The sequence below is a fragment of the Mesorhizobium sp. IMUNJ 23232 genome (assembly GCF_044326205.1).
Classification (GTDB): Bacteria; Pseudomonadota; Alphaproteobacteria; order Rhizobiales; family Rhizobiaceae; genus Kumtagia.
Genome location: NZ_JBIRCY010000004.1, coordinates 194,385 through 214,171 on the forward strand (window position 1 = coordinate 194,385; position 19,787 = coordinate 214,171).

The following is a 19,787-nucleotide window of genomic DNA, read 5'->3' on the forward strand; positions in this document are numbered from 1 at the left end:
CCGCCGGATGATGCATCATATATGGGGGTATATTGGTTGGGATTCCAATAATCCTCTTCTCAAAATCCGATGGTACAGGGAAAATTCATCCTAAAGTACCATTCGGACGACGCCCGGAAGCCGCAGATTCGCGGTGCTGCATGTCAGTTTGCCGCGTCTTACCCCAGGATCACGACGATCGGCCTGGCGAATCAAACATCCGGTCAGCTATCGGACCTGCATCCGGATTGTCTTGTGCGCACTGACGGCGCGGAAACGAATGGTGGCTGAGATCGGCACGTCGGGCAGCTTTGCATTGTGCGGCACGCCGGTGATGACGATGCTGACCGAGGCGTCGCTGATGCCTTCCGGAAGAGGGGCCGTGCGCGGCACCACCGCGACACCGGAAACGGCATCCGGCGGCAATTCGAGATTGGGCTGGGAGCGGGCAAGCATGGGCTCGCCGGCCGCTTGCGTCACCGTTCCCTCGGGCGTGGTGTAGGAGGTGTAAAGGGCGACGCCGCGCAGTCCCGAAGAGCCCGCCCCGATGTCGATGGCTCCCAGCGCCTCGAAATGCTCGCCTGCTACGAGATCAGACGGGTCGATATCGGCTGATATCACCACCGACATCGGCGTCGGGTCGACAGGGTTTGCTCCGACGTTCACGCCAGCGGGAACACCGGAGACGACGACCTGCTGCCACTCCTCGCCGTCGACCATCACCTTGCTGAAACTGGCGGACAGCCCCTGCCCGGCTTCAGCCGACCAGCCCTCCGCCAGGTCGCCGGTACAGCCGTCCCCGAGCACGCCGCCAGTGCCTTCGAGCAAGGGGTTGTAGTTGAGCGAACCGCCGGGATCGGTCTCCGAGTAGAGGTCGTCGTTGGAGGTGACGAGGCGCTGGCGCGGCAAGAACAGCGTGTCGAAGATCGGCGCCAGCGCCTGCGCCACCAGCCGCGCGCCGGCCGGCCCCCAATGTATGCCGTCGCGCAGGATACCGTCGCGGGCGCGGCCTTCCGGACTGGCGGGATCGAGCATCAGCGGCCACGGATCGGCGACATAGACGTTCCTGACGGCGGCCTGCGCCAGGAACCAGGATCGGACCTGCAGCGCATCAGCCAGTTCGACGTCCGAAAGCGTGCGGCGGATGCCGTCCGGCGTGGTGTCGCCGCGTGGGCTGCCGGCGATCCAGATCAATTTATGGCCGTAAGACAAGATCCCGGCCTGATAGTCGGCCAGCGCCTCGATGGTGCGCGAAGCCCGCCAGCCGGCGGTCCTGTCATTGGTGTCGACGACCGCGACGACATAACCTGGCGGCTTGCCACGCAAGTCGGCCGCGCCGTCGCGAACCTCCTCGCTGTCCATTCCGCTCTTGGCGAAATTGTAGCCGGGCTGGAAATCGAAACGCGCGCCGGTCATCAATTGCAGCCACCACAGCCAGCCCTGGGTCGTGGTGCGTCCCGTGTTCGAGGCGAGATCGGCGCGGCTGTCACCGTCGAGATAGACGCGAGGCAGCGCAGCGACAGCAGGTACATCGCCCGTGGCGGCGCCCGCTGAGCGGACCAATTCCGCCCGTTCGATCAGGTCGGCATCCGCCGTGTCGCTGAGGGCGAACAGGCCAAAACCGGAGAGCAGGATGCGGGCCGCCAGACCCGCCTTCGCGCCGAAATTCACAGCCCTCTTTTCCTCACGCCGGGTTCGCCGGCTGCGCAGTGACCATCCGATCCCGCCGAAATCGTGGCTACTTCCGGACGGAGGCTTCCGTCAGCATGAGGTGCTGCACGAGAATGATCGTCTTGGCGTCGATGATGCGTCCGTCGAGGCAGGCGTCGTAGGCGTGCCTCAGCAGCATCTCGACCACCTCGATGTCCTCGCCCTCGTCGACATGGCCGCCGCCGTCGGACACACGATCGGCCGCGGAATAATGCGCGGTGAAGAAAGCGAGCTTTTCGGTGACGCTGCCGGGGCTCATGAACGGCATCATGACAAGCTTCAGGTCGCGCAGGCGGTACCCCAGTTCCTCCTCCGCCTCGCGGCGCGCGCAGGTCTCGGGATCGTCGGCATCGAGCAGCCCGGCACAGGCCTCCAGCAGCGGCTCCTCGTGTCCCTCGACATAGGCGGGGTAGCGGAACTGGCGCACCAGCAGCACCGTGCCGCGTTCGGGATCGAAGGGCAGCACGGTCGCGCCGTGGCCGCGATCGTAGGTCTCGCGGATCTGCGGCTCCCACACGCCCTTCGAATTCCGGTAGTCGAACGTCGTCTTTTTCAAGACACCCCAATTGTCCGACAACACAACGACCGAATTGATCCGAATGCGATCCTGCACGGAAATCTCCAGCTTTTCAGATGCGCGGATACGCGGGAACGTGCCGCCGTTCAACCGCTTGCATTGATGATCGCAGTGATCGTATCAAGTCTGCTTGTTGGAGCGGCCTGGCCGCTTCGATAAAAACCGATTCCTGGCCTCACCCGGCGTCGAAACGGACGGAAAAAAATCCGAGCGCATTTCACTACAAATGTTAAACTTCTGTAATGCGGGAACAAAACCATCTTTCCGCTCGTTTGCCGCCGCATAGGGACAGAAATCCGCCAAGAGGAAATTGCGATGAAGAAATTCTTGTCAGGCCTGTGCGCTACGGCGTTGGCCTTCTCGGTCACCGTGGTCGGCCTGGTGCCGGCGGAAGCGGCTCCCGTCTACGTCCCGCAGACCGTCGCGAAGGCCCAGGGCGACGTGATCCAGGTCCAGTCGAACAGCGAACGGCGCAAGTGGCGTCGCGAGGGGCGTCGGGATCGCAGGGAATGGCGGCGCGACAACCGCCGGGATCGACGGGAATGGCGCCGCGACAACCGCCGCGACCGTTGGGACCGCCGCGAATGGCGGCGTGAGGCGCGCCGGGATCACCGCCGCGGCTACTATCGCGGATATCGCGGCTACGACTACTACCGTCCAGGATACCGCCGTTATGATGATGGCTTCTGGTATCCGGCGGGCGCTTTCGTAGCCGGCGCGATCATCGGCAGCGCAATCGCCTCGCAACCGGGTGTCGTGGTTAACGAGGGCAACTCCCACACCCAGTGGTGCTACAACCGCTACCGGTCGTATCGCGCTTACGACAACACTTTCCAGCCGAACTACGGCCCGCGCCGCGAGTGCATCTCGCCCTATTGACAGGCGGCTGAACTACCAAATCCCGACCCGCGCCAACCTTGGCGCGGGTTTTTTATGTGGAACTGAGCGTGCGGCGCACCGCGTCGCGCCAGCCTTTCAGCTTCGCCGTGCGGGTAGCGTCGTCCATCGCCGGGTCGAAGCGCTGGTCGAGCGCCCAGGATTTCGCGAAGGCGCGCGCGTCAGGCCAGACCCCTGCTTTCGACCCGGCAAGCCAGGCAGCGCCGAGCGCCGTCGTCTCCAGCACGGTCGGCCGGTCGACGGGAGCGTCCAGAATGTCGGCCAGACGCTGCATCGTCCAGTCGGACGCCACCATGCCGCCGTCGACCCTGAGCACCGTGCTGGACGCGCCGCCCTTCCAGTCTTTCTTCATCGCGTCCAGCAGATCGCGGGTCTGGAACGCGACGGATTCCAGCGCGGCGCGGGCAAACTCCGCTGGCCCGGAATTGCGGGTCAGGCCGAAGATCGCACCGCGCGCCTCGGCGTCCCAGTGCGGCGCGCCGAGACCGACGAAGGCCGGCACGAGGTAGACCTCCTGTGCTGGATCGGCTTTGGCCGCCAGATCGCCACTGTCGGCGGCTTTCGAAATCATCTTCGCCCCGTCGCGCAACCATTGCACGGCGGCGCCGGCGATGAAGATCGAGCCCTCCAAGGCGTATGTGGTCCTGCCGTTCAACCGGTAGGCGATGGTGGTCAGCAGCCGGTTTTTTGACCGTACGAGGTCGCTACCCGTATTAAGCACGGCGAAGCAGCCGGTGCCGTAGGTCGACTTCATCATGCCCGGTTCGAAACAGGCCTGGCCGATGGTCGCGGCATGCTGGTCGCCGGCAACGCCGAGGATTTTTATCTCGGCTCCAAACAGGGATTTCTCCGTGATTCCAAAATCGTCGGCGCAGTCCTTCACTTCGGGCAACAAGGCAGCCGGGATGCCGAGAATGTCCAGCAACTCCTCGTCCCAAATGTTCTTCTCGATGTTGTAGACCAGCGTGCGCGAGGCGTTGGTCGCGTCGGTGGCATGAACCTTGCCGCGTGTGAGCCGCCAGATCAGGAACGTGTCAATGGTGCCTGCGAGCAGTTCGCCCTTCTCGGCCCGCCTGCGCGCGCCTTTGACCTTGTCCAGCAGCCAAGCGATCTTGGTGCCGGAGAAATAGGGATCGAGCAGCAGGCCGGTCTTCCTCGAGAATATCTGCTCAAGTCCCTGCTTGCGCAGTTTTGCGCAAAGCGGCGCGGTGCGGCGGTCCTGCCAGACGATGGCGTTGTGGATCGGCTTTCCCGTCGCCTTGTCCCAGATCACCACCGTCTCGCGCTGGTTGGTGATGCCGATCGCAGCGATTTCCGCGGCGGCCACATCCGCCTTCTTCAGCGCTTCCTTCACCGACCACAGAACCGAGTGCCAGATCTCCTCCGGATCGTGCTCGACCCAGCCCGAGGCGGGATAGATCTGGGTGAATTCCTTCTGGCCGCTGCCGACCGGTTTCATCGCGCCGTCGAAGACGATGGCGCGCGAGGAGGTAGTGCCCTGGTCGATGGCGAGGATGTTCTTATTCAATTTCACAACCCGGTTTGATCTCGAGTTTGCCGCTGTTGATGATGAGCCCGACCGGGGCGCAATAAATCGTTAGATTGTCCAGCTTCTCGCCCGCATTCAGCGCTTTCGAAACTACGTCGGTATAGGCGGCCGAACGTCCGAGTTCGCGTATTGCGTTCCCAGAAATCATCCCATGTTCGATAATCGCGTGAACGGGCGCGTAGACAGGATGCTCTGCAAGATCGAACGAATGGGTGTGTCCCTTCATATCGGAAAGGAAGTACTTATGAGCCTTGGGAGCCGAAATGCTGGTCAGCAGGCGCTCGGCAACGATCTCCGCCACCAGCTCATATCCAAGCCGCAAGTCCGGCATGCCCATAATCTCGCGCACGTTCTCCAGAGCGAGGTCACGCTTTTCGGTGACACATTCGTGACCAAGCTCCGCTAGCTGTGCCAAGCAAAGCTGGATAACCACCCGTTCCGTGAAAAGCTCACGCCCTTCGCCGTCTCTGGTCGCGGGCTTCCAATGATCGTCTTTCCACCAGCCCCAGAGCCTCACGCCGGCACCCGCAAAAATTGCCGGGGCAAGATGCCCCGGCAACCTGAATGCAGCAAGCCTACTTCTGCCAGCTCTTCACCAGTTCGTCGTAGTTGATGGTAATCGGCTTGTCCTTCTCGGGCTCGATCTTCAGCTGCGGCGCGAGATTGCCCTTCTTGACCGCATCGGCGTTCCAGTAGGCGAGGTCGTGCTCCTCGGCCAGCTTCGGTCCGATGTCGCCCTGCACGCCGGCGCGCTCGAGGCGTTCCAGCACCTTCTCCTGCTCGGCGCAGAGCGAGTCCATTGCCTCCTGCGCGGTCTTTGCGCCCGACGAGGCATCGCCGATCGCCTGCCACCAGAGCTGGGCCAGCTTCGGATAGTCCGGGATGTTCGTGCCAGTCGGCGACCACTGCACGCGGGCCGGCGAGCGGTAGAACTCGATCAGGCCGCCGAGCTTGGGCGCGCGCTCAGTAAAGGACTTGTGCTGGATCGAGCTTTCGCGGATGAGCGTCAGGCCGACATGGCTCTTCTTGACGTCCACGGTCTTGGAGGTGACAAACTGCGCATAGAGCCAGGCGGCCTTGGCGCGGTCGTCCGGCGTCGACTTCAGGATCGTCCAGGAACCCACGTCCTGGTAGCCGAGCTTCATGCCGTCCTTCCAGTAGACGCCGTGCGGCGACGGAGCAAAGCGCCACTTCGGCGTGCCGTCCTCATTCACTACCGGCAGGCCCGGTTTCACGAAGTCGGCGGTGAAGGCAGTGTAGGTAAACATCTGCTGGGCGACCTCGCCCTGCGACGGAACCGGGCCGGACTCGGAGAAGGTCATGCCCTGCGCGGCGGCCGGCGCGTAGGCCTTCAGCCACTGCAGGTACTTCTCGATCGAATAGACGGAAGCCGGGCCGTTGGTGTCGCCGCCACGGGCGACGCACGAGCCGACCGGACGGGAGTTCTCGTCAACCTTGATGCCCCATTCGTCGACCGGCTTGCCGTTCGGGATGCCCTTGTCGCCGTTGCCGGCCATCGACAGCCATGCGTCGGTGAAGCGCCAGCCGAGCGACGGGTCCTTCTTGCCGTAGTCCATGTGGCCGTAGACCTTCTTGCCGTCGATCTCGCGGCCGGTGAAGAACTCGGCGATGTCCTCATAGGCCGACCAGTTGACCGGCACGCCGAGATCGTAGCCGTACTTCGCCTTGAAATCGGCCTTGTTCTTCTCGTCGTTGAACCAGTCGTAGCGGAACCAGTAGAGGTTGGCGAACTGCTGGTCGGGAAGCTGGTAGAGCTTGCCGTCCGGAGCGGTTGTGAACGACGTGCCGATGAAGTCGGCCAGATCGAGGCCAGGGTTGGTGACGTCCTTGCCCTCGTTGGCCATCCAGTCGGTCAGGCTGCGCGCCTGCTGGTAGCGCCAGTGGGTACCGATCAGGTCGGAGTCGTTGACGTAGGCGTCGTAGATGTTCTCCTTCGACTGCATCTGCGTCTGCAGCTTCTCGATCACGTCGCCTTCGCCGATCAGGTCGTGGGTGATCTTGATGCCGGTGATCGCCGTGAAGGCCGGCGCCAGCACCTTCGATTCATATTCATGCGTGGTGATGGTTTCCGACACGACCTTGATGTCCATGCCGGCGAACGGCTTCGCCGCGTCGATGAACCACTGCATCTCGGCTTCCTGGCCGGCGCGGTCGAGCGTCGACAGGTCCTTGATCTCGGCGTCCAGGAACGCCTTGGCTTCATCCATGCCGGCAAAGGCGTGGCTGCTGCCCAGTATGAGTGCAATGACGCTGGTAGATGCTAAAATATGCCGTCGCATGAGATTCCTCCCTTTAAGGTTAAAGTGCGATCGAGGCGGTCGCCGGCACGCGGCCGCCTCAACTAGTTTCCCCCTCTATACGTAGCGAAATACGCCGATGGCGTAGACCACGGAGAGAGCGAGAGCCCACCACAGGTTGGGTCCGATCAGACCCAGCCAAGCGAGATGGATGAAGGCGCTGCCAAGCAGCGAAACGAAGAGACGGTCGCCGCGCGTCGTCTCGAAACGCAAAATGCCGACCCGCGGATTGCCGCCCGGCGAGGCGTATTCCCACACCGCCATCAGGCAAAGCAGCAAAAGGATGGTCAGGAAGAACAGGGCGCTGGGGAACGACCAAGCCATCCAGCCGCCGGGCACCAGCGGCGCGAACCAGTCGATTGCGCCGTCTTCCCTTGGCAGCGTCGCTATCAGAAGCCCGGCGGCGGCGAGATAAGCGAGAAGCACGGCGACAAGCGGCACAACCCAGTTTCGGGATGCAGTCATTGTGCCGTCCTCCCGACGCAATTTGAGGTGCCGCGCCGCACGACCTCGCACCGTCCGCTAAGGGTGCCATCAGGCCGGATCGATCGAGAACGCGAAAAACTCATGTCAGCACTCGCATTCGTCTATTTCGTTCTTCGCGTCGGGACAGGACAATTCCTGGCGGGGGAAGCCGATCGATGCGCCATTCTCGAACTCGGCTTTGAACCCGCCATTGGCCCAGCACCACTTGCCCTTGCCGAAAACCTTGTGCTCGGCGTCGCAGCTTCGCCCGAGGTAGAGTTTTTCGATTTCCTCGGTGGAACTTGAATTCGCGCCACCCTCGATGAAGCGGGATACCGGATATTTTGACGTGAGTTCGTAGCCTGAGGCGTTGCAGGTCAGAATCCACGTATGGTTGTCGCCGACATAGTCCGCCATGGCGGGTGCGGTGAGGCCGGCGAGGATAGCGCCGAACGGCATGATGACCGCCAAGAGTTCAGCCGCCCTCATCATTGTCTGAACTCGCGAGAACTGTGGTCGATGCAAATCTCGACATTGCTGTATTTGAGGCCGAAATCATCGACGCATTGCGCCTCAATCCGAAGAGAGACCTGCTGAGGGACCCCGCTCGGCCTTTGCCACGCATCGGCACGGGCCAATTCCTGATCGCGCTGCTCCCACATGCGCCCTTTGATCGCGGCGGCCACGCATTGTCCTGCCTCCACGTAGTCCGTGTCTTGTCCAAACCCACACTGGCGTTCGACTTCTTCACGCCAACCAAGGGCAGTGGCGTCGGAAAGCAGCCTATCCAATTGCTGTGCAGCCGCCTGTTGCGATCCGATGCAGCTTTCAACGAGCGGCGCTGATGTCCCCCATTCAGCGCCGCAAGATCTCTCAATTGCGCCTTGATCGGCGACAGCCTGTCCCGCAGCGAAGATGAGGGGGACGGCGAGCAGGGAGGCTATGCGCTTCATCCCGTGCTCCTCTGGTCGGGCAGTTCATATGCAATTGCCTTGGCAGCGAGATAGCCAACAATTCCATGCAGATGATGCAGCGCGTGCCACGGCAAACCCATTTTGAGCGGGCTCTCGGGGTCATCGACCTCCGACCTGAGGTCCTTGAGGTCGTCTGCTACCTCGCCAACCATCAAATCAGGTGTTTGGGACGCAAGCGAGTCTGTCGGGAAAACACACCAATACCGATCGCCATCGACATCGACTTCTTCGATCCCAGCCTGCTCCAGAGACTCGAAGACGCCTTGCGCCAATCGGCTGATTTCGCGAATTGATATCCGTTCAGTGCTCATCACACCCTCCCCAGGGCAAAGCCCTTGGCGATGTAATTACGCACGAACCAGATGACGAGCGCGCCCGGGATGATGGTGAGCACGCCGGCGGCCGCCAAGACGCCCCAGTCGAGGCCGGAGGCCGAGACGGTGCGGGTCATGATCGCAGCGATCGGCTTTGCATCCGTCGTCGTCAGCGTGCGGGCGATCAGCAGTTCCACCCAGGAGAACATGAAGCAGAAGAAGGCCGCGACGCCGACGCCAGACGCGATCAGCGGCATGAAGATTTTCACGAAGAATTTCGGGAACGAGTAGCCGTCGATATAGGCGGTCTCGTCGATTTCCTTCGGCACGCCCGACATGAAACCTTCGAGAATCCAAACCGCCAGCGGCACGTTGAACAGGCAGTGCGCCAGCGCCACGGCGATATGGGTGTCGATCAGGCCGAAGGCCGAATAGAGCTGGAAAAACGGCAGCGCGAACACGGCGGGCGGCGCCATGCGGTTGGTCAAGAGCCAGAAGAACAGGTGCTTGTCGCCGAGGAAGCGATAGCGCGAGAAGGCGTAGGCGGCGGGCAGCGCTACGACGACCGAAATCACCGTGTTCATCACCACATAGATGATGGAGTTGATGTAGCCCTTGTACCAAGAGGGGTCGGTGAAGATCACCATGTAGTTGGCGATCGTCGGGTTTTGCGGCCAGAGCGAGAAGCCGCCGAGGATCTCCTGGTTGGTCTTGAAGCTCATGTTGACCAGCCAGTAGATCGGCAGCATCAGGAAGATGATGTAGAGCGTCGGCACCAGCCACCAGAACCGGCTCTCGTCGCCGCGCCGGCGCATGGCGCGGGAAACCGCATCCTGCCCTGCCGCGACGGACGCGGGCGGCGCGGCGCCGAGATCTCCGGCGCGGGCGGATGCTGCGGTGGTTTTCACATCCGCCATCTCAGCGCTCCGCGTCGTAGTTGGTCATGACGGTGTAGAACACCCATGACAGGAGCAGGATGATCAGGAAGTAGATGATCGACATCGCCGCCGCCGGGCCGAGGTCGAACTGCCCGACCGCCATCTTGACCAAGTCGATCGACAGGAAGGTCGTCGAGTTTCCCGGCCCGCCGCCGGTGACCACGAAGGGCTCGGTGTAGATCATGAAACTGTCCATGAAGCGCAGCAGCACGGCGATCAAAAGCACGCGGTTCATCTTCGGAAGCTGGATGTAGCGGAAGATCGACCAGCGCGACGCCCCGTCGATCTTGGCGGCCTGGTAGTAGGCGTCGGGGATCGACACGAGGCCGGCATAGCAGAGCAGCACGACCAGGCTGGTCCAGTGCCAGACGTCCATGACGATCACCGTCACCCAGGCATCGAACGGATCGTTGACGTAATTGTAATCGATGCCGATCGCTGCCAGCGAATGGCCGAGCAGGCCGATGTCGACGCGGCCGAACACCTGCCAGATGGTGCCGACCACGTTCCACGGGATCAGCAGCGGCAGCGCCATCAGCACCAGGCACACCGGTACGCCCCAGCCGGATTTCGGCATGTTGAGCGCGATGAAGATGCCGAGCGGGATCTGGATCGCCAGGATGACGAAGGAGAAGATCAGGTTTCGGCCCATCGCTTCCCAGAAGCGGTCGGAACCCAGCATCTCCTGGAACCATTCGGTTCCGGCCCAGAAGAACTCGTTGTTACCGAACGTGTCCTGCACCGAATAGTTGACCACCGTCATCAGCGGGATGACCGCCGAGAATGCCACCAGGAGCAGCACCGGCAGGACCATGAACCAGGCCCGGTTGTTCCAGGTCTTGTTCATCGCGCGCCTCCCGTCTCGACCCGCCAGGAATCGGCGTAGAGGTTGATGCCGGCAGGATCGAAGGCGATGTGCGGCTCGGCCGGCACCTCCTCGTCCTCGCCGAGGATCGCGGCAATCTCGCGCCCCTCCAGCGTGGCGCGCACCACCTTGTGACGTCCGATGTCCTCGACCTTGGTGATCGCAACCGGCATGCCGGCGCGGCCCAGCCGCACATATTCCGGGCGTATGCCGAGCTCGACCGTGCCGCTCGCACCCGCCGGCGCGCCGGGCAGCTCGATCGTGTGGCCACCTAGCCGGGCGTTGTTTCCAGCGATTTCCACCGGCATGACGTTCATGCCCGGCGAGCCGATGAAATAGCCGACGAAAGTGTGTCTGGGCCGCTCGAACAGTTCGGCCGGCGTGCCGATCTGCACGATCTCGCCGTCATACATCACCACCACCTTCTCGGCGAAGGTCAGCGCCTCGGTCTGGTCGTGGGTGACGTAAACCATGGTGTAGCGGAAGCGCTTGTGAAGCTGCTTCAACTGCGAGCGCAGCACCCATTTCATGTGCGGGTCGATGACGGTCAGCGGCTCGTCGAAGAGGATGGCGTTGACGTCGGAGCGCACCAAGCCGCGCCCAAGCGAAATCTTCTGCTTCTGGTCGGCGGTCAGCCCCCTCGCCCGGCGCTTTGCCCAGTCGGCGAGATCGATCATGTCGAGCGTCTCGCGCACCTTGCGGTCGACTTCCTGTTCCGGCACGCCGCGGTTGCGCAGCGGGAAGGCCAGATTGTCGTAGACCGTCATGGTGTCGTAGATGACCGGGAACTGGAACACCTGCGCGATGTTGCGCTCCTGCGTGGACGCGTGGCTGACGTCGCGGCCGTTGAACAGCAAGCGCCCGTGCGAGGCGTGCAGCAGGCCCGAAATGATGTTGAGCAGCGTGGTCTTGCCGCAACCGGAGGGGCCAAGCAGCGCATAGGCGCCGCCATCCTCGAAAATGTGGTCGACCTGCTTCAGCGCATAGTCCTTCGGCGCCTTGGGGTGCGGCAGGTAGGAATGGCCGATATGGTCGAGTTCGATGCGCGCCATCTCGCCCTCCTCAAGCTGCGAGCTTCTGGCGCGGCGCGGCCGAGCGGCCGGCGGCGTCGAAGGCCATGATGTGGCGCGGGTCGATGAAGACATCGACGGTCTCATCGGCCTGGAACACCTTTATGCCGGGTGCCAGCATCACCCATTTCGCATCCGCGAATTGCAGGTGCACAAAACTTTCCGAACCGGTGATTTCAGTGACCGTGACTTTCGCCGGCACGGAAACCGCGCCTTCGGCCGGCTTCGACAGCGCGAGATGATGCGGCTGGAAGCCGACCGTGTAGGCGCCGTCGGCGATCCCGGCGAGACCGGCCGGCACAGGCAGGCTGACGCCACCGTCCAGCATGAAACTCGCGCCCTGCTTGCGCATGACGATGGTATTCAGCGGCGGGTCGGAAAAGGTTTTGGCGGTAATCAGATCAACGGGCTGGCGGAAGACGTCGATGGTCGGCCCGAACTGAGTGACGCGGCCTTCCGACAGCGTCGCCGTGTTGCCGCCGAGCAGCAGCGCCTCGTGCGGCTCGGTGGTGGCATAGACGAAGATGGTGCCGGCCTCGGCGAACAGTTTCGGCAGTTCGGCGCGCAGTTCCTCGCGCAGCTTGTAGTCGAGATTGGCGAGCGGCTCGTCGAGCAGCACGAGGCTGGCATTCTTGACGATGGCGCGGGCAAGTGCCGTGCGCTGCTGCTGGCCGCCGGAAAGATTAAGTGGTGTGCGATCAAGATAGGGCGTCAGCTTCATCAACTCCGCCGCGCGCTTCACCTCGCGGTCGATCTTGCCGCTCTCGGCGCCGGCGACACGCAGCGGCGAGGCGATATTCTCGTAGACCGTCATCGCCGGGTAGTTGATGAATTGCTGGTAAACCATTGCGACGTTTCGCTTTTGCACGGCGACGCCGGTGACGTCCTTGCCGTCGAACCAGATGCTGCCTGTGGTCGGACGGTCGAGGCCGGCCATCAGCCGCATCAGGCTGGTCTTGCCGGACAGCGTCGGGCCGAGCAGGACGTTCAGCGAGCCGTGGCGAAGCGCCAGCGAAACGTCGCGGATGTGATCCGCGCCCGCTACCGTCTTCGTCACGTTTCTCAGTTCGAGCATTCCGCCTCCTCCCAGGCCATTTACTTCCGGACTATTCGGCCGCGGCCCGATCCCCAAGTGCTGCGCTCATATACTGGTCGAGCGCTGCAGCCTGATCCTTGCTCAGCCGCAGGCCGCGCTTGGTCCTGCGCCACAGCACGTCCTCGGCCGTCACCGCCCATTCGTGCTGCATGAGGTAGCGCACTTCGGCCTCGAAAAGGTCGGCGCCGAAATTGCGGCCGAGATCGGCCTGCGAGCGCGCCAGCCCCAGCAAAGTACGGGCGCGGGTGCCGTACAAACGAGTCAGGCGGCGGGCGTGAGGCAGGTCGAGGAAGGCATAGGAAGCCTTCAGTTTCGCAGCCTCCGCGTCGAAGCCGTTGACCGGAAAATCGCCGCCCGGCAGCGTCGCGCCCGCCGTCCACGGCTTGCCGCGCTTGCCAAGATGCTCCTCGATCTTCTCAAGCATCGATTCAGCAAGACGCCGGTAAGTGGTTATTTTTCCGCCGAAAACATTGACGATCGCAGCCTGGCCGTTGCCGCCTTCGGCCTTCAGCACATAGTCGCGCGTCGCCTCCTGCGCCTTGGAGGCGCCGTCGTCGTAGAGCGGGCGCACCGCGGAATAAGTCCAGACGATGTCGGCGCGGCGCACCGGTTCGGTAAAATATTCGCTTGCCGCGGCGCAGAGATAATCGGTTTCGATTTCGCTGATGCGCGCGTCCTTCGGATCGCCTGTGAAATCCTGGTCGGTGGTGCCGATGAGGGTAAAATCTTCCTCGTAGGGGATGGCGAAGATGATGCGGCCGTCGCGGTTCTGGAAGAAATAGGCGCGCGGATCTTCGAATTTCTTTCGGATGACGATGTGGCTGCCGCCGACGAGGCGAACATTGTGCACGTCGTTCTGGCCGACGGCGCCAGCGAGCACGCGGTCGACCCAAGGGCCGGCGGCATTGACGATGAGCTTCGCCTTGACCAATTCGGTCACACGGCTCTGCATGTCCTCGATGGTGATCGACCAGAGCCCGTTGTCCCGCCGCGCCTCGACGACCCTGGTGCGGGTGCGGATGACGGCGCCGCGGTCGGCGGCGTCGCGCGCGTTGAGTACGACGAGGCGCGCGTCGTTGACCCAGCCGTCGGAATATTCGAACGCCTTTTTAAATAGTGGTTTCAAAGGTTTGCCGGCGGGATCGCTGACCATGTCGAGCGTTTTCGTCGCCGGCAGCAGCTTGCGCCCGCCGATATGGTCGTAAAGGAAAAGGCCGAGGCGTAGCAGCCAGGCCGGACGCAGCCCCTCGGCGTAGGGCAGCACGAAACGCATCGGCCAGATGATGTGCGGCGCCATCTTCCATAGCACCTCGCGCTCCATCAATGCCTCGCGAACGAGGCGGAACTCGTAGTGCTCGAGATAACGCAAGCCGCCATGGATCAGTTTTGTCGAGCCGGACGACGTGCCGCTCGCCAAGTCGTTCATTTCGCAGAGAAAAACCGAATAGCCGCGGCCGACGGCGTCACGTGCGATACCGCATCCGTTGATGCCGCCGCCAATGACGAACACGTCATGGATCGCACTTGCGTCCAAAAATACCTCCCCGTTTGCTTTCGCAGTGCAGCATTTTTGCCCTTATCGAAAGCTCGGAGGGATTATTTCGAAAATATAACGAATGTCAAACGAAAACGACAGACAGTGCTTTTTGTCTCTCAAGCGTCGGCCGGCAGCCGGTCGGTCTCGACCAGTTCCACCTCGTTTTCCTCGCAGATGCGGCGAATCGCCGGCAGGTCGCAAGTGTCGGTGATGAAGGTGTTGACCTGAGACAGATGGCCGATGCGAACCGGCGCGGTGCGTTCGAATTTGGTCGCGTCCGAAACCAGAATCACGTGGCGGGCATTGGCGATGATGGCTTGCGCGACCTTCACCTCGCGAAAGTCGTAGTCGAGCAGCGCGCCGTCATGGTCGATCGCCGAGGCGCCGATGACGGCGTAGTCGACCTTGAACTGCTTTATGAAGTCCACCGCCGCTTCGCCGACGACTCCTCCGTCGGAGCCACGCACGACGCCGCCGGCAATCACCACCTCGATGCCGGGATAGACCCGCATCCTGTTGGCAACATTGATGTTATTGGTGATAACCATCAAGCCTGCATGGTCCAGCAGCGCCTTGCTGACCTCCTCGGTGGTGGTGCCGATATTGATGAACAGCGAGGCGTTGTCCGGGATGATCCGCGCCGCCGCGCGGCCGATCGCTTCCTTCTCGGATGCCGCGATCTTGCGTCGCGCCTCGTATTCGACATTGGCGATGCCGGAGGGGAAAAGCGCGCCGCCATGGATGCGCGAAAGCAACCGCTGGTCGCACAAGTCATTGAGATCCTTGCGGATCGTCTGCGGAGTCACACTGAAATGGGCAGCGAGGTCGTCAACCAGGACGCGGCCGTGATCCTTCGCCATCTGCATGATCTCGGAATGGCGCGGCGACAGATACATTGCTCTTCCTCCCGGTTTCGTTTTCGGAGCTTTTAGACGAAAACGAAAACGGCCGGAAGCCTGTCTTCTGAATAAGCGCTCAAATGCCGGGATTTCAGCGGGCCTGGTGTTCGACGCAGCGGCGAAGTGCCTAACCAACACAATGTAAAGCGAAATCAAAAGGTTATAGCTCTAGCCGCGACCCTGTGGGCTAGCGAACACATTCAGATCATGCTTGGGAAACACAAATAGATCAACGAGATAGCCGGCCCGCAAGACGATTCCGGCGCCATAAGCATGACCACACCCCTTCGGAAGCATGACATATCGTCCGCGAAACGCCGTGTTGACGAGACTGAGGATGGGATTTCGAGCCGACAAGCCGGACCTGCGAGCACCATCCGTGCTGGAGGCTATTCCTGCCTCTGCCTCTGACGCGCCTGCACCGGCTTGAGGCGGGCTTCCCTCAGCGGACGCGTGAGGATCCTGGTGAGTTCCGGGACCTCGGCCGGCCGCCGGTCGCGTAGCGGCGACTTGACGGCCATGCCGTCGGCGATCGTCAACACGCTGTCGTAGAAATCGACACCCTCCGCCGATTTTGGTGGCTTGGCCTCGTGCATGACGCTGATCACGGTGATGACCGGGCAATTGTCCTTGATCGCCTGGTGGAAGGCGACCTTGGCCTGGACGTCCAGCGCGCCGGTCGCCTCGTCAAGGAAAAGCAGGCCGGGCTTGTGCAAGAGGATGCGGGCCAGCACCAGCTTCTGTTTCTGGCCACCAGACAGCGTCTCGTCCCACCCCTTGCCGTCGCGGCTGGCGTCCGCCAGCCATTCGATGAATTCGCCGAGCCCCGCCCTGTGCATGGCGGCTGCAACGGCCGGGTCGGCGTGGTCGCGCTCGTCGTGAGGCAGGCAGATCAATTGCTTAAGCGACACCGGCGGCAACCGCACGTCCTGCGCCGCGTAGAAGGTCGCGACACCTTCCGGGAAGGTTACCGAACCGCCGCCATGCGCCCAAAGGCCGTTGATCGCCTTGATCAGGCTCGACTTGCCGCTGCCGGATTCACCCTGGATGAAGGTCCATTCGCCGCGCCGGAAGAGCAGCAGCGGCGCGGAGACGAACGGCACCGCGTCCTCGCCGGCATGCATGAGTTCGAGATCGCGCACGGTCAGACCGAACACCGCGTGCTGACGAGCGAAATGGAAGTCGCTGCGTCCGGTCGAGCGATAGAAATCGTCCGGATTTTGCACACGCTCGATCGCGTCGGCGAGTTCGGTCACCCTTCGGGCATTGGCCTTCAGGGAGGCGATCGCCGGCATGACGTGGATGAACCACGAGCATTCCTGGATAAGCCGGTTCACCTGCTCGGAGCCGGTGACATAACCCTGGAAGCTGATCTTGTTGTCCACATAGGACATCAGGCCCGGGGCGTAGGAGACAATGCGGAAAGCGAAGAAATCATAGATTTTCTGATAGGCGACGTAGCCCGAATTGAACCAGTTCTGCTGCGACCAGACGCGGTCGATGTCGTCATAGAGGCGGAGGTTCGTCTCCTTCTGCACGGCCTCGCTGCGCGAGGCGGCAACGTGGAAGCTGCGGCGCAGGAAAGTGGTCAGTTCCGCGCGATAGCTGCCTTCCGTCTTCTGGATCGCCACGGTCAGCCGCTCCAGCACGCGTCCGAGCTTGAGCGCAAGCCAGGTGTTCAGCGGCACGTAGAGGGCGACAGCGGCGAAGGCGAGAAAGGCGGTGCCATAGCCGCCCAGGAACTCGAGGCCCCTCACTTCCGTCGAATTCTCGATCAGCTTCTGGCCGTAAAAGAACACGGCGGTGAGGACGCTCATGACCCCCATGGCCAGGCCAATTGCGCCGCCGGCCATGTCCTTGATCGATTCCTGCACGCGCTGGTCGATATTGTCCGGCGCCGGCAATGAAGAACTCTTCTCTTCACTGCCGCCGTGCTGAACATGGAAATGCGTGTGGTTGGCGTCGAGCAGCGCGTCGTTGAAGCGGCCGTTCAGCCAGCCGCGCCATTTCCGGTGCAATGTCGTCGACACCAGATTGCGCACACCCATCAGGGCTTCCACGAGGACGACGCAAAGAACCAGGGAGGCCGCGGCGGTCAGAATAGACGAAGCCGGCGCTTCGTTGCCCTCCCAGTGGAACAGCGCTATCGAACCCAGAAGGCCGCCGGTCGACTCGGTGATCCAGACGCCGACCTTGCTGCCCGCCGCGGTCAGCAAAGCTATGGCCACCGTCAGGAGCCAGGCCTCCCGCCACCGCTCGGAGAGCCAATAGGCCCGCATCAGGCCCCAAAAGCCGCGCATACCTGAAACCGGCGTCAGCGGCGGCGGCTGAGCCTTGTCTTTGCGCCACGTGCGGAACAGACGTGGCGCAGGTCCTAGGACCCACGTCCGAATCAAGGATTCCACCCCATGCCCTTTTTTTTGGAATCGTAACACTTTTTGGCGTTTTTCAAACCGAAATGTCTGAAGCCGCCTAAGAAACGGGCGTAAACTTAAAGTGTCCGGGAGCGCCTCCCAAGGCTAAGGGTGTGTTTCCTAAGGGATTACAGGCGATCACTCACGGCGGATCAAGCGTTCGTGAACTGCCCGGATGACGACTTCTTAACGGTTTGATGATCTGGAATGAAAGGAGATTCGCGAAGTACTTCGGGGAGCATGCGGGGGCGCGGGCGAAACCGTGAAATGCACCTGTGCACAGCGGGGCACAGGCGGCTAAATTCGATACGAGCTCTTGGCTGTAGGACAGGCGCAGCCGCTGGACTTACTTCGCCGGAAAGCAATTCTGTTATAGCGGTGATTTTCGAACGAAGCCCCGCTCGAGTGGTCGCCATATGTCAGCATCGGGCCACCTGGGAGCTACCGCCGCTGACGACCGGTACTCGCGACGTCCGGCTCCCCTCCGGCATGTCTTGTGGCCGAGGGGAGCCTCAGAATCAACGCGGCGTGAATCTCAGTCGCGATCCTTGTCGCGACGCACGAACCGCGACCGCAGCCAGCCCGGCGCCTCGCCGGCCCTGCGGACACGCTCCTTGCGGGACCGCGGAATGCCCCAGTGCTCGCGATAGATTTCCTCGAACAAGAATTTTACGGGGTGCATGATCATAATCCTAGTTCTTGAATCGATCCAAAGACAGATCCGTTAAAAGGCCCCCTGCCCGCGAAGCGGACCTCCGGCGCCAGCCGATGATCTCCTTACGGGCGGCGTCGCGGTCGCTGCGCGGGATGCCCCAATGGTTACGGTAAATGTCCTCGAACACGTAGCTAAGCGGATGCATAGCGGCCTCCTTAAGAATTTGCATCGATCCAATCCAGAAGTCGGAATTTCTCTTGGATCGATTCAAAGATAGGCATTCCGGTGCCGATGTCAAGGAAATTTGAATCGATCCAAGGCGCGTGCTATATGTCTCCTGACAAATCGGGGTGTATGATGCCTCGGCGAAAAGGAGACAACTTGCCGAAGAGACCGATCAGACTGGCCGATGTAGCCGAGGAAGCCGGGGTTTCGCGTGGCACCGCCTCCAACGTGTTCAGCCGCCCCGAAATCGTGCGCGACGAGGTGCGCGAGCGGGTGTTCGCCGCGGCACAAAAACTCGGCTATGCCGGCCCCGATCCACGCGGTCGGCTGCTGCGCGCCGGAAAAGTCAACGCCATCGGCGTCGCCACCGCCGAACCCCTCGCCTATTTCTTCGCCGATCCGTTTGCCCGCGCCGTCATGTCGGGCATCACGGAGGCCTGCGACGCCACGGGCGCCGGCATCTCCCTGGTCTCGGCCGTCAACCAGGAGCAACTCGCCTGGAACATCCAGAGCGCCGTGGTCGACGGTTTCATCGTCTTCTGCCTCGAGGGCGGCTCGCGGCTGGTCGATCTCGCGCGCGAGCGCCGGCTTCCATTCGTGGCGCTCGACTACGGTATTGACGACGAATCGATCTCCACCATCGGGGTCGACGACGTCGAGGGCGCCCGGATGGCGGCGCGGCACCTGATCGGGCTCGGCCACCGGCGCTTCGCGGTGCTGTCGCTGGCGCTGGCCGACACCACTGCCGGCGCCATTTCGTGGGACCAGGCGGAAACCGCGCTCTATGCGGGGACGCGCGACCGGCTGCGCGGTTATGCCGAGGAATTTGCGGCCGCCGGCATCGCCATAGAGGATGTGCCGCTCTACGAGACCGACAATGACTGGGCGACCACCGCCGCCGGGCTCGATCACATCTTCGCGCGGCCCGAGCCGCCGACGGCGATCCTAGCGATGTCCGACAAGGTGGCGCTGCATGCGCTGGACTGGTTCAAGGCGCGCGGCATCGCTGTGCCGCGCGACGTGTCGATCGTCGGCTTCGACGGCGTGCCGGAAGGTCTTGTGTCCGACCCGCCGCTCACCACCATCGCGCAGCCGATGGTCGAGATGGGTCGGCGGGCTGTGCAGACCATCCTCGGCTTCGATGGCACGATCCGGCGCGAAGTGCTCGATATCGAGTTTCTGGCGCGCGGCTCGACGGCGCCGCCGGGCTGAGAAGCGGATATCGAAACCGCGATTTCTGCGACGCCGGTCAATTCCGTGATGCTTTTACGATGGCATCCCATTCCCTTACCGCTTCGTGCTAGG

19 protein-coding genes are annotated in these 19,787 nt (G+C 62.5%); 2 read left to right on the top strand and 17 right to left on the bottom strand.

Annotated elements, in window-relative coordinates:
* Nucleotides 1–207: 207 nt before the first annotated feature.
* Nucleotides 208–1,650, bottom strand: coding sequence for an SGNH/GDSL hydrolase family protein (locus tag ACH196_RS04585; RefSeq protein WP_396645294.1), 1,443 nt, complete (start codon nucleotides 1,648–1,650; stop codon nucleotides 208–210).
* Nucleotides 1,651–1,717: 67 nt separating this feature from the next.
* Entirely contained in the window at nucleotides 1,718–2,302 is a 585-nt protein-coding gene (locus ACH196_RS04590) for an NUDIX domain-containing protein (protein WP_396645296.1), read from the bottom strand.
* 279 nt (nucleotides 2,303–2,581) lie between these two features.
* On the opposite strand from ACH196_RS04590, the gene ACH196_RS04595 reads away from it, so the two are divergent.
* A complete protein-coding gene (locus ACH196_RS04595) occupies nucleotides 2,582–3,145 on the top strand; it encodes a BA14K family protein (protein WP_396645298.1) in 564 nt (187 codons plus the stop codon).
* A 52-nt stretch (nucleotides 3,146–3,197) separates the two neighbouring features.
* Here the strand turns inward: ACH196_RS04595 and glpK are convergent, their stop codons facing one another.
* From glpK to ACH196_RS04670, 15 genes are all read right to left on the bottom strand, one after another.
* Nucleotides 3,198–4,691, bottom strand: a complete 1,494-nt coding sequence (glpK, locus tag ACH196_RS04600; RefSeq protein WP_396645300.1) for a glycerol kinase GlpK — start codon at nucleotides 4,689–4,691, stop codon at nucleotides 3,198–3,200.
* The gene (locus ACH196_RS04605; RefSeq protein ID WP_396645302.1) at nucleotides 4,684–5,229 is read right to left on the bottom strand and encodes a hypothetical protein; all 546 of its coding nucleotides are present in this window, start codon (nucleotides 5,227–5,229) and stop codon (nucleotides 4,684–4,686) included. Before ACH196_RS04605 ends, glpK begins: the two co-directional genes overlap by 8 nt.
* Before the next feature lie 58 nt (nucleotides 5,230–5,287).
* Nucleotides 5,288–7,012: a carbohydrate ABC transporter substrate-binding protein gene (locus tag ACH196_RS04610; RefSeq protein WP_396645304.1), complete on the bottom strand. Its 1,725-nt coding sequence runs from the start codon at nucleotides 7,010–7,012 to the stop codon at nucleotides 5,288–5,290.
* A 75-nt stretch (nucleotides 7,013–7,087) separates the two neighbouring features.
* Nucleotides 7,088–7,495 (bottom strand): DUF2160 domain-containing protein, encoded by a 408-nt coding sequence (locus ACH196_RS04615; RefSeq protein WP_396645306.1) that lies wholly within the window; start codon nucleotides 7,493–7,495, stop codon nucleotides 7,088–7,090.
* A 105-nt stretch (nucleotides 7,496–7,600) separates the two neighbouring features.
* Complete coding sequence (locus tag ACH196_RS04620; RefSeq protein ID WP_396645308.1) at nucleotides 7,601–7,987, bottom strand: hypothetical protein; 387 nt, start codon at nucleotides 7,985–7,987, stop codon at nucleotides 7,601–7,603.
* Complete coding sequence (locus tag ACH196_RS04625) at nucleotides 7,984–8,448, bottom strand: hypothetical protein (protein ID WP_396645310.1); 465 nt, start codon at nucleotides 8,446–8,448, stop codon at nucleotides 7,984–7,986. The genes ACH196_RS04620 and ACH196_RS04625 overlap by 4 nt, the downstream gene beginning before the upstream one ends.
* Entirely contained in the window at nucleotides 8,445–8,780 is a 336-nt protein-coding gene (locus ACH196_RS04630; protein WP_396645311.1) for a hypothetical protein, read from the bottom strand. The genes ACH196_RS04625 and ACH196_RS04630 overlap by 4 nt, the downstream gene beginning before the upstream one ends.
* Nucleotides 8,780–9,598: a carbohydrate ABC transporter permease gene (locus tag ACH196_RS04635; protein ID WP_396645389.1), complete on the bottom strand. Its 819-nt coding sequence runs from the start codon at nucleotides 9,596–9,598 to the stop codon at nucleotides 8,780–8,782. Before ACH196_RS04635 ends, ACH196_RS04630 begins: the two co-directional genes overlap by 1 nt.
* A 103-nt stretch (nucleotides 9,599–9,701) precedes the next feature.
* Nucleotides 9,702–10,568, bottom strand: coding sequence for a carbohydrate ABC transporter permease (locus ACH196_RS04640; protein ID WP_396645313.1), 867 nt, complete (start codon nucleotides 10,566–10,568; stop codon nucleotides 9,702–9,704).
* Nucleotides 10,565–11,638 carry an ABC transporter ATP-binding protein gene (locus tag ACH196_RS04645; RefSeq protein WP_396645315.1) on the bottom strand — a complete coding sequence of 358 codons (1,074 nt, stop codon included), beginning with the start codon at nucleotides 11,636–11,638 and terminating at the stop codon, nucleotides 10,565–10,567. The genes ACH196_RS04640 and ACH196_RS04645 overlap by 4 nt, the downstream gene beginning before the upstream one ends.
* 10 nt (nucleotides 11,639–11,648) lie before the next feature.
* Nucleotides 11,649–12,731: an ABC transporter ATP-binding protein gene (locus ACH196_RS04650; protein WP_396645317.1), complete on the bottom strand. Its 1,083-nt coding sequence runs from the start codon at nucleotides 12,729–12,731 to the stop codon at nucleotides 11,649–11,651.
* 31 nt (nucleotides 12,732–12,762) lie between these two features.
* Nucleotides 12,763–14,286 (bottom strand): glycerol-3-phosphate dehydrogenase, encoded by a 1,524-nt coding sequence (gene glpD / locus ACH196_RS04655; RefSeq protein WP_396645319.1) that lies wholly within the window; start codon nucleotides 14,284–14,286, stop codon nucleotides 12,763–12,765.
* A gap of 119 nt (nucleotides 14,287–14,405) precedes the next feature.
* A complete protein-coding gene (locus tag ACH196_RS04660) occupies nucleotides 14,406–15,185 on the bottom strand; it encodes a DeoR/GlpR family DNA-binding transcription regulator (RefSeq protein ID WP_396645321.1) in 780 nt (259 codons plus the stop codon).
* A gap of 392 nt (nucleotides 15,186–15,577) precedes the next feature.
* On the bottom strand, nucleotides 15,578–17,488 hold the full coding sequence (locus ACH196_RS04665) for an ABC transporter ATP-binding protein/permease (RefSeq protein ID WP_396645323.1): 1,911 nt from the start codon (nucleotides 17,486–17,488) through the stop codon (nucleotides 15,578–15,580).
* 649 nt (nucleotides 17,489–18,137) lie between these two features.
* The gene (locus ACH196_RS04670) at nucleotides 18,138–18,284 is read right to left on the bottom strand and encodes a hypothetical protein (protein ID WP_396645325.1); all 147 of its coding nucleotides are present in this window, start codon (nucleotides 18,282–18,284) and stop codon (nucleotides 18,138–18,140) included.
* 354 nt (nucleotides 18,285–18,638) lie between these two features.
* Between ACH196_RS04670 and ACH196_RS04675 the strand changes: the two genes are divergently transcribed.
* Nucleotides 18,639–19,694, top strand: a complete 1,056-nt coding sequence (locus tag ACH196_RS04675; RefSeq protein ID WP_396645327.1) for a LacI family DNA-binding transcriptional regulator — start codon at nucleotides 18,639–18,641, stop codon at nucleotides 19,692–19,694.
* Nucleotides 19,695–19,787 lie beyond the last annotated feature (93 nt).

Bases quoted from the DNA above. Each gene is read 5' to 3' on its own strand.
- ACH196_RS04595 (WP_396645298.1), top strand. From the start codon at position 2,582: ATGAAGAAATTCTTGTCAGGCCTGTGCGCTACGGCGTTGGCCTTCTCG.
- ACH196_RS04610 (WP_396645304.1), bottom strand. From the start codon at position 7,012: ATGCGACGGCATATTTTAGCATCTACCAGCGTCATTGCACTCATACTG.
- ACH196_RS04615 (WP_396645306.1), bottom strand. From the start codon at position 7,495: ATGACTGCATCCCGAAACTGGGTTGTGCCGCTTGTCGCCGTGCTTCTC.
- ACH196_RS04620 (WP_396645308.1), bottom strand. From the start codon at position 7,987: ATGATGAGGGCGGCTGAACTCTTGGCGGTCATCATGCCGTTCGGCGCT.
- ACH196_RS04625 (WP_396645310.1), bottom strand. From the start codon at position 8,448: ATGAAGCGCATAGCCTCCCTGCTCGCCGTCCCCCTCATCTTCGCTGCG.
- ACH196_RS04630 (WP_396645311.1), bottom strand. From the start codon at position 8,780: ATGAGCACTGAACGGATATCAATTCGCGAAATCAGCCGATTGGCGCAA.
- ACH196_RS04635 (WP_396645389.1), bottom strand. From the start codon at position 9,598: ATGCGCCGGCGCGGCGACGAGAGCCGGTTCTGGTGGCTGGTGCCGACG.
- ACH196_RS04640 (WP_396645313.1), bottom strand. From the start codon at position 10,568: ATGAACAAGACCTGGAACAACCGGGCCTGGTTCATGGTCCTGCCGGTG.
- ACH196_RS04645 (WP_396645315.1), bottom strand. From the start codon at position 11,638: ATGGCGCGCATCGAACTCGACCATATCGGCCATTCCTACCTGCCGCAC.
- ACH196_RS04650 (WP_396645317.1), bottom strand. From the start codon at position 12,731: ATGCTCGAACTGAGAAACGTGACGAAGACGGTAGCGGGCGCGGATCAC.
- ACH196_RS04660 (WP_396645321.1), bottom strand. From the start codon at position 15,185: ATGTATCTGTCGCCGCGCCATTCCGAGATCATGCAGATGGCGAAGGAT.
- ACH196_RS04665 (WP_396645323.1), bottom strand. From the start codon at position 17,488: ATGCGCGGCTTTTGGGGCCTGATGCGGGCCTATTGGCTCTCCGAGCGG.
- ACH196_RS04670 (WP_396645325.1), bottom strand. From the start codon at position 18,284: ATGCACCCCGTAAAATTCTTGTTCGAGGAAATCTATCGCGAGCACTGG.